This is a genomic window from Parabacteroides sp. ZJ-118 (genome assembly GCF_011038785.1).
Lineage (GTDB): Bacteria > Bacteroidota > Bacteroidia > Bacteroidales > Tannerellaceae > Parabacteroides.
On sequence record NZ_JAAKDT010000062.1, the window covers coordinates 1 to 9,259 of the forward strand.

General features: G+C 46.2%; 8 protein-coding genes and 1 pseudogene. 2 read left to right on the plus strand and 7 right to left on the minus strand.

Annotated features, from left to right (window positions below):
* Both G7Y39_RS12610 and G7Y39_RS12615 read right to left on the minus strand, forming a co-directional pair.
* On the minus strand, positions 1–760 hold a 760-nt coding region (locus tag G7Y39_RS12610), incomplete at its 3' end, for a DegT/DnrJ/EryC1/StrS aminotransferase family protein (protein WP_165157800.1).
* 95 nt (positions 761–855) lie between these two features.
* Positions 856–987: pseudogene (locus tag G7Y39_RS12615) on the minus strand (sugar transferase); the annotation flags it as partial.
* A 277-nt stretch (positions 988–1,264) separates the two neighbouring features.
* Between G7Y39_RS12615 and G7Y39_RS12620 the strand changes: the two are divergent.
* Together G7Y39_RS12620 and G7Y39_RS12625 are read left to right on the plus strand one after the other, a co-directional pair.
* Positions 1,265–2,428, plus strand: a complete 1,164-nt coding sequence (locus G7Y39_RS12620; RefSeq protein WP_165157801.1) for an ATP-binding protein — start codon at positions 1,265–1,267, stop codon at positions 2,426–2,428.
* A 191-nt stretch (positions 2,429–2,619) separates the two neighbouring features.
* Positions 2,620–3,768, plus strand: coding sequence for an ATP-binding protein (locus G7Y39_RS12625; RefSeq protein WP_165157802.1), 1,149 nt, complete (start codon positions 2,620–2,622; stop codon positions 3,766–3,768).
* Between the two features lie 123 nt (positions 3,769–3,891).
* Here the strand turns inward: G7Y39_RS12625 and G7Y39_RS12630 are convergent, their stop codons facing one another.
* From G7Y39_RS12630 to G7Y39_RS13940, 5 genes are all read right to left on the minus strand, one after another.
* Positions 3,892–4,950 (minus strand): GNAT family N-acetyltransferase, encoded by a 1,059-nt coding sequence (locus G7Y39_RS12630; protein WP_165157803.1) that lies wholly within the window; start codon positions 4,948–4,950, stop codon positions 3,892–3,894.
* A gap of 17 nt (positions 4,951–4,967) precedes the next feature.
* Positions 4,968–6,134: an acetyl-CoA carboxylase biotin carboxylase subunit family protein gene (locus G7Y39_RS12635; protein ID WP_165157804.1), complete on the minus strand. Its 1,167-nt coding sequence runs from the start codon at positions 6,132–6,134 to the stop codon at positions 4,968–4,970.
* Positions 6,135–6,137: 3 nt separating this feature from the next.
* A complete protein-coding gene (locus G7Y39_RS12640) occupies positions 6,138–8,201 on the minus strand; it encodes a GNAT family N-acetyltransferase (protein WP_165157805.1) in 2,064 nt (687 codons plus the stop codon).
* Positions 8,202–8,229: 28 nt separating this feature from the next.
* Positions 8,230–8,883: a sugar transferase gene (locus G7Y39_RS12645; protein WP_165157806.1), complete on the minus strand. Its 654-nt coding sequence runs from the start codon at positions 8,881–8,883 to the stop codon at positions 8,230–8,232.
* Between the two features lie 131 nt (positions 8,884–9,014).
* Complete coding sequence (locus tag G7Y39_RS13940) at positions 9,015–9,131, minus strand: hypothetical protein (protein WP_370520377.1); 117 nt, start codon at positions 9,129–9,131, stop codon at positions 9,015–9,017.
* Positions 9,132–9,259 lie beyond the last annotated feature (128 nt).

Genomic DNA, 9,259 nt, shown 5'->3' on the forward strand with positions numbered 1-9,259 from the left:
CCGTCATCTGACCCCGCCCGATACCCGCGCAAATATTCGACATCCGGTAATTGTACCCGATCCGCTCATGCTGGTAATACGGATAAGCCTCCCGAGCCTGCGTAGCGTAAAACAGGATCTCTTGCTTGGCCGCCTCGTCCGGACAGATCAACGCGCCGCCGCCACTGGTCGTAATCATCTTATTCCCATTGAACGACAGCACCCCGAATCTCCCAAACGTACCCAACATACGTCCATCATAACGAGAGCCAAAGCCCTCCGCCGCATCCTCGATAACCGGTATCTCATAGCGGTCGGCAATCTCCATGATGCGCCCTATCTGGTACGGCATACCATATAGCGCCACGGGGATAATCGCCTTCGGCTTGCGTCCGGTCTTGGCAATGCGGTCCTTGATGGCAACTTCGAGTAATTCCGGATCCATATTCCACGAATCCCGTTCCGAGTCCACAAACACCGGCGTTGCGCCAAGATAGGTAATCGGATGGCTGGACGCACAGAACGTAAACGACTGCACAATCACCTCGTCGCCCGGCCCTACTCCACAGGCAATCAGCGCCAGATGCACCGCCGCCGTACCGGCAGACAAAGCCACCACATGTTTATCCTCACCCACGAACACCTCCAGATCCTTCTCAAATCCATTCACGTTCGGCCCCAAAGGCACCACCCAGTTGGTATCAAAGGCTTCTTTGATATACTTCTGTTCCATGCCTGTCTCACTCATGTGAGCCAAGCACAAGTAAATACGTTTGTTCATTGTTATGATAGATAATTAGAATTGACTCAACCTCTCATTAAGTGTCAGATTTACTGATGTTATTTATTTCGTCAAAGGTATGATCACCTCTACTACACATCCAGCTCAAACTTCTTTGTCCACGAAATGTTGTTACGACCATTCACCTGCGCCCATCCCGTGATTCCCGGCCGAACTTCATGCCGACGAAACTGTTCTTTCGAATATAAAGGGAGATACTTGGGCAATGTATCTTAGGTCCATCCCCCAAGTATCTTAGGTACGTTGGCAAAGTATCTTAGGTGCGTGGCGCAAGTCTCCTAACCTACTTTTTTGCTCAGCCTTCGTCACATGGGGGGCGTATTGCAGGTCATCTACGACGGCGAGACTATCGGCAATATCGCCGTGAACTTCAGAGAGATCTAAGCGCAATAAGCGTCCAGGCAAGGCGATATTCTGTCTTTTCTCATATTTCTTTGGAATTCAAAATCCTTGTTGTAACTTTGCAAAACGAAAGTATAACTTATGAATTTCGCAACTATGGGCAAGTATATTCACAGGCAAATATCAGAGAAGGTCATGGAAGCCCACCGGTATTTCCCGGTGATTACAATAACCGGTCCTCGACAATCCGGTAAAAGCACACTGTGTCAACATCTTTTTCCTGATTACGAATATCTGACCCTTGAAAATGTAATCACACGTGCGACAGCCTTGACAGACCCTGCGAAATTCCTCGAAGACAACGGACCCAAAATGATAATCGATGAGGTACAGCACGCACCTGATCTTTTGTCAATGATTCAGGTAAAAGTAGACGAAGACCGATCAAGGCGTTACATAATTACCGGAAGCAGCAACTTCTCGCTAATGAAGACCATGACACAGTCGCTCGCAGGTCGTACGGCCGTGTTCACCCTATTGCCGTTATCATTGCAAGAACTCAATCAAGCGCAATTAAACCGGCCCACCGAAGAGCTGTTGCACAATGGGCTGTATCCCGGTGTCATAGCCGACGAAATACCTCCCGGGATATTTTTCAATAACTATTACAACACATACGTTGAACGGGACGTATATGGATTGCTGAAGATTAGAAACCTGTTGCCGTTCAACAAATTTGTACATTTGCTTGCGGCACGCGCCGGCAGTGAAGTCAACGCCGCCGCACTGTCGAACGAAGTGGGCGTCAGTGCCACGACTATCAGGGAATGGATATCCATACTTGCAGCATCCTACATCGTATATTTTGTCTCGCCGTATTACGCAAATATCAACAAGCGGCTCACAAAGATGCCCAAGATTTACTTTTACGATACCGGACTTTTGTGTAGCCTTCTCGACATCGACAGTAAAGATGCGCTACAGCGCCACAATCATTATGGGGCAATCTTCGAAAACATGGTCATGGGAGAGCTTACTAAAGGGCTTGTGAATACCGGATTCAAACACAATCTCAACTTTTACCGGGAACATTCAGGGAAAGAGGTCGATGCCATCATCACCAAGTCAGACGGCATGCATCTCTACGAAATAAAGGCCGGCAAGACCATTCAGCCCGGCTATTCGAGAAACATGGACCGACTGGCCGATGAAATAGACGGAGTCGTGTCAAAGACAGTCATCTACGACGGCACTACGATGGGAAGCATGGTCGTCAACATCCGCGACATCTACCGCGTAATTTAAGGTAAGCACTCCATTGTAGCGATGAAACGACGCATTGAAACGAAGCACACTACTAAGCATGGCCACACCATTTTCGGTAATCGTCAAAGTGTCTTTTCTCATCTTTTTATTGAGGCAAATAGCGTGAATATGAAACACTTTTGGTAACTTTGTGCAAAATTAAAGTTGCACTTTAAAACAGCATGAAACAAATGTCATTTATTCCACGTCAATTATCCAATAAAGTGAATGAGGCCCATTTGTATTTCCCGGTAACACTCATTACCGGACCACGTCAGTCGGGCAAGACCACTCTTTGCAAGCACCTGTTCCCGGAATACAATTTTGTGAATCTGGAGGTTATTACAGCACAACGACGTGCCATCGATGACCCCGAGGGATTCATTGCCTCGCTCGGGAGCAACGTCATCATAGACGAAGCACACCGGGTTCCCGAGATATTGTCAGTGATACAGGCGAATGTAGATGAAAATCCGGAGTTGAGATATGTGCTTACCGGCAGCTCAAATTTTGCGCTAATGTCAAGCATAAGCCAATCTTTGGCCGGCAGAGTAGCCGTGTTTACGCTTCTTCCGCTTTCATTATCGGAGATTCCTGCACAGCATCTGTCGCAAGCCACTGACGCGATACTATTTAGCGGATTATATCCTGGCGTAATAGCCAACAACAACCCGGTTGATTTATTCTACGAAAGTTATTTCAGTACATATATTGAACGTGACTTACGCGATTTGCTCAAAGTCAAGAACCTGAACCGGTTCGAACATTTTATCAGACTCTGTGCCGGACGGGCTTCCACCGAATTCAATATGTCGGCATTGGCAACCGAAGTGGGTGTCAGCAGTCCCACCATCGCCGATTGGCTCAGTATCTTAGCAGCATCATATATATGTTTTACAGTACATCCCTACTATGCCAACATAGGCAAACGGCTGACAAAAAAGCCAAAGCTATTCTTTTACGACACCGGACTGATGACGTACCTGCTTGGGATCAGTGACGCTAAACAGATAGCGACACATCCCCTGCGAGGGGCAATATTCGAGAATTTGATAATGTCGGAAATGGTGAAACAATCGTATAACAAAGCACGTCGGCCAACGCTGTACTTCTATCGAGAAAACTCCGGAAAAGAGGTCGATATAGTAGAGGAAACCGCTTCCGGACTACGGTTATTCGAAGTCAAGTCGGCGATGACATACCGCTCGGAGTTTATGGCCAACATATCATACCTCAAAGAGAAATTAGGAACAAAGATTACCGACTGCTCATTGATTTATGACGGAGAGAGCATCGCCCCCGACCTATACAACTTCCGTACCTTTTTCGGCAAATCGTAATATGCCAGGGTTCTGTGGTTTGCCTAAGATGTACGCCGGGTAAAGTGATAGTCTGTCTCGCATATATAAATCAGATGATTTCGTTGTTATATGTCATCCTGCGGCTCAGGAGGGTGCAGAATATCACTTGTTACCTCGATATTGAGGGAAATATGAAATAGATGCAGCTTCGTCAGCCGAGAAGCCTCGCACTCCTGATAGATATTCATAATCTTCATTGTCAATGATAGATTTGCCAATCGAGAATCTGCAATCTGAATTACGATTGAAAGCGGCTTTAAATTTGTAAAGCGGATCTTCACCGGAACCGACACCTCCTCCAAGATGGAATGTCTTGAATCCCTGTTCATATCCCCATAGAGCCGCTTTGTATAAAAGAAGATTGCTCGGGGCTAAAGACCTATATTCTCGCAATGAACCGGAAAGATGATAATGCATCTGATTATTGGCAAATATCATAATCGCAATGGAAATTATCTTATCTTCATGTGTTGCATAAAAGATTTCGTAATTCCTGGCTAAATCATGTGCGATAGACTCGTAGAATTTATCTTCAAAGAAATAATACTCCTCTGCATTGTCGCCTCTCATTGTAGCATCATAGATCTCTTTGAACGATGAGAATAGCTTTGGGTCAGAGGAATGATAAATTTCTACGCCTGACCGTTCAGCCTTGCGAATCATATTCCGATTTTTGCTGATAATGTTTTCCCAAATAATGTCCGGAGAGGTCAAATCCAACGTTATTGTTTTGCCCAAAGGAATAATAGTTACAATATCTCCGCAATCTTTCGCATTATCAAGCACCGGGTGAAAACGGAAAAACACGGAATTAACATGTAGTTCTTTTAGACTCTGCCTGAACTCATTCGCGAGATTCTTTGTGTCTACCTCCCCGTCGAAGATAAAACCGCCATAACCGTATGGAGTAACCGCATCAAAATATGTATTCTCCGGAATTGTATCCTTGAATAATGAATCTTTAGCAACATCGCGGAGCATCAACACACATATTGCTCGTCCACCCGTATCATCAGAATAATAGAACAGTGCCGGATTGCCATCGCCATGTATCTTGAACGCCTTTACATAGCCGCTAAGATAATAAACATCATAATTGGGAAATGATTTGACAATCTCATCCCATCCAAGAGAGTCTCCTATTGTTAACAGTTTAACCATAAACAATAACAGATATGTTACTTTGTTTGCGAATCAATGATCTTGGCAACCGGGTCACACTCGTCTGATGAATATATCATATAGTTAGTGTGCTCAAGGTCGTTATGGGTAAGCTCGGTCAAGTTGTCTGTTACGAAGTGCTTCTCAACACACCATGTCGCATTTTGACAGTTGTCAAAGATTGGTTTAAGGTATTCAGTCTGCTTTACGATGTAATATAACCCAGAATACCGATGAGCAAACTTTGAAGTATCAATAGGTTCAAGTTCTCCCATTGCTGCTTTAACAAGAGCTTGGAAAAAATCAAACCCCGTGCTGAGCATTATCATCGGGTGCGAAATATGATCTCCTCCCGGACGGGCATTAAACTCTATCAAATACACCTTGCCGTCAATTATTTTAATCTCTGTATGGCAGCAACCATTTGTGAGTCCGATAGCGGTCAGTCCGTCGCTCACTCCGCACACAACCTTTTGCCAATCCTCATCCGATAATGGAGCCGGCTGATGATGGCCCAACTCCACGCAATGCGGAGCACCGCCGCTGTCTTTTTGCGTTATCTGAACTATAGTGTGTTTACCATTGTAGGAAATACTTTCCACGCTGCACTCCATGCCACCGTACAAAAACTCTTCAGCAATCATTGTCGGAGCAGTACCCTTGCGGAAACTCGATGCCGCATAATCAAACGCTTTTGCCAAATCTTGCGGGTTTTCTACCACCGATAATCCACGTTTTCCACCCAAGTTAATGGGTTTCAGTATTATTGGATATTCCAGTTCTGCATTGATAATGTCATCCATACAAGTAGCTTCCACATACTTTGGCGAGTGGAGAGTAGATAAACCATCTATGCAGCGACGATTACGATACTTGTCTGTTATCACCTGGGCAACATCTACCGGATTGCCCAAGAGACCTAAGTCTGCCGCGACCTTGGCGGTGACAGGAACAGTAAGCTCCGTGGTAGCCACAACACCGTCTATTCCCACCTCCTTGCAGGTTTCGACTATACGTTCGATGTCGAAGATATTTACATTATGGTAATAGTCGGGCTTATCGTCGCCACTGACCTTACCGTCCGGCAAAGTGAAGTAGTGACTCTCATAGCCGATACGATGGCATGCACCACCAAAGGCAGAAGCCATAATACCCCCGCCGATAATTGCCAATTTTTTACTCATTGATTACAGTTTTTTTGCAACCTCAATATTAGTAATCTCATATCCTAAGCAATTGTAAATCATAGCTGTCACATTATTAAAAGAGGCATACATAGACCTCGATTTCTTGCAACCCTCGGCGATTGCCTTTCTCAATCCGCTTATGTAAGAAAGCATTCCGAGACCATATCCCCGGGCTTTCTCGCTTATGTAATTCGACCGTATCTCCCAAGTCTTTTCATTATCGGTGTCGCAGATGTAAGCCCAATAGTATCCGAGCAGCCTGTTGTCTTTTATCGCACCCCAGAAAAATGTGTTTCCCGACTCCAGATATGACTTTAGATTTTCCACTCTCGAAGCGGGATAGTCGCGGCTTATCTTTTTGTCGGGATAATGGTACTTCACCATTACTTCCAGCTCCCAATCAATCAGCTGCTCCTTGAACGGCGCAATCTGTTCCCATGTCATCCAGCCGCTTTGTATTTTCTTGTTATCAAGCCTGTTATCTACAAAACGGGGGGGGGGTATTTCATCTTTGCTCAATTTCTTTACAATCTCGATGCGCGAAGGCTCATAGCCAAGGTTTTCATATATATGGGCCATGGTTCTGTTAAAATGAGCATACGAAGAAACGGCTTCGTCACAACCGATTTCGAGAGCCTTTTCAATAGCGGCCTGATGCGCCTTCTTACTTATGCCATTGCCTCGCGCGTTCTCGCAGGTGTAACTTGACCGGCTTTGCCATCTTTTATATCCCAAGAAGTCGGTGACATAGGCCCAATAATATCCGAGCAGCCTGTTGTCTTTTATCGCACCCCAGAAGAATGTGTTTCCCGACTCCAGATATGACTTTAGATTTTCCACTCTCGAAGCGGGATAGTCGCGGCTTATCTTTTTGTCGGGATAATGGTACTTCACCATTACCTCCAGCTCCCAATCAATCAGCTGCTCCTTGAACGGCACAATCTGTTCCCATGTCATCCAGCCGGTCCACAGCGTGTCAGATTTAAGAACACCTATTATCCTCTCCATATCCTCATCATCGTATCGCTGGTCGATTGGAATGCAAAGAATGTGATCATATATTTCATCGGCTTCAGAGCAGACGTCAGGACAGTTGTCAGCCTTGGGCCATACGACCGGTGCATATATGCTATTGCTGGCGAGCAGTTTCTGCACCTTGCTTCGGTCTGCACAATAAACAGGGAAATACAGAGGTGTCACCTCGGGTGGAATTTCGGAGAAAATGGGAGTTATGCCGTCGAGCCCATTGATGCCGACCAACAACGCTTTGAAATTGCGTCTGCGTTTATCTTTCAGCGCGTTTACATCGAGTCTCTGCTGGATAGTGAGGCTCAAGTCATTGATTGAATAGACGCTTTGCTGCGCGGCAAGAATATTTTCAGCATTGCGATACGCTGCAAGAAAATCGTCCTTATCACCTATGTTGTCGGATATCCAGCGGTACTTCATCATAGAAGCTTCTACCTTTGCATCGCACAAGTCCGTGTCAGCTTCAGTAGGTTTATTAACAAGATGACAGTCACGGCAAATCGCGAAGCCACCGTCGGGCACACCGCACCACTTGCGAATGCTCGCCACATAGAAGTCGGCGTCAGATGCATCGAAAGCACTGTAAAGCGACTGAGTACAGTCTTCAATCGACACAATGCCTCTTGCCCTGAGTTCCGTGATAAGTCTGTCCAATCCGGCCACCGTGTCGAAGCCGAAATAACGGTGAAACAGAACAATGCCGGCATCGCACCTTAACACACATTCCAGTATCTCCTCGCAGTTCGATGCGAGAGATTTGTCGATTGGGTAAGTCACTACACGATAGCCGGCCTTCACAAAAGGTTCGAATACGGTATGGCATGTAAACGGCGACAGACAAACGGTCTTGTTAATATCCGGGTGCCGATTTTCAATAGTCCTAATAACCAAAGAAGTTGCCGAACGTCCGGTCGATGTCCATGTATAGTCATTACCGCCAAGGCCGAACACGGCAGGCGAAAGAGACGATGCAATCTCCAGTGGCATAGTCTCATCAGGCGCAAGCCAGAAATTGCTTCCTATTTCCTTTTGCATGATTGCTCAAATATAAGATTAACTGCCGTCACACCTTTTTAGAGACATTACGTTGAAGCTCAAGAACCTTTGGCAGGAAACCGAGATCGTCGATATCCTTCATATCGCCGGAGCCTTCGCCCACATCGGAGCGCTTGATAACATTCTTCACGGTAAGCCATATAATCTTCACGTCGTTAAGGAACGTGTAATTGTCAACATACCAAACGTCGTACTCAAACTTCTTGCTCAGCTTGCAGTGATTGCGACCATGAACTTGTGCCCAACCCGTTATGCCAGGGCGTACTTCTAACCTCCGTAACTGGAAATCGTTGAGCAGCTGCAAGTATACCGTGGTCAACGGACGCGGTCCGATGAGCGACATATCGCCTTTGAACACATTCCATAGCTGCGGCAACTCATCGATAGAAGTGGAGCGAACAAAGCGACCTACTTTTGTAAGCCGTTGCGCATCGGGCAAGAGACTCCCGTCTGCGTCACGCTCATCGGTCATCGTTTTAAATTTAATAACTTTGAAGATCTTGCCGCCCTTGCCCGGCCGCTCCTGGAGGAAGAACGCACCGGCACCCTTGTTGGCGAAGTGCAACCACAGGGTGATCAGCGCTAACGGCACGGCCAGCACCAACAGGGCGCAGCCGGATACGAGGATGTCAATCACCCTCTTGAAAAAACATGAATACATGATTAAATAGTCGTGTGCTAATAAGAAGAGGTATCTATTCCTTGACAATACGCAGTCACACTTGCAACGTATGTCGAGGCAATCGTGGATATGGCAGGTGTGTCACTCGTCAAGACCCACTTCCATTCCTTTCAATTGATGGTCATCCCCTCCACATCGAGGCGGTGCGTGTTGTGGCTGTGATAATCCTCGATCTTGCTCACCGCCTCGTAAGCGTCCAAGCACAGCCGGACGAAATTGCAAATCACGGATTCAATGGCTGTTAGCTTCTATCCCCTGATTTTGTTTTCATTAAACATTTAGTATTTATTAGTACTCAAACCCATGTTCATGGGGAGCATGCTGCTGTAATCGGTGCACCCGCGCACGATTTTGG

Bases quoted from the DNA above. Each gene is read 5' to 3' on its own strand.
- G7Y39_RS12635 (WP_165157804.1), bottom strand. From the start codon at position 6,134: ATGAGTAAAAAATTGGCAATTATCGGCGGGGGTATTATGGCTTCTGCC.
- G7Y39_RS12640 (WP_165157805.1), bottom strand. From the start codon at position 8,201: ATGCAAAAGGAAATAGGAAGCAATTTCTGGCTTGCGCCTGATGAGACT.
- G7Y39_RS12630 (WP_165157803.1), bottom strand. From the start codon at position 4,950: ATGGTTAAACTGTTAACAATAGGAGACTCTCTTGGATGGGATGAGATT.
- G7Y39_RS12620 (WP_165157801.1), top strand. From the start codon at position 1,265: ATGAATTTCGCAACTATGGGCAAGTATATTCACAGGCAAATATCAGAG.
- G7Y39_RS12625 (WP_165157802.1), top strand. From the start codon at position 2,620: ATGTCATTTATTCCACGTCAATTATCCAATAAAGTGAATGAGGCCCAT.
- G7Y39_RS12645 (WP_165157806.1), bottom strand. From the start codon at position 8,883: ATGTATTCATGTTTTTTCAAGAGGGTGATTGACATCCTCGTATCCGGC.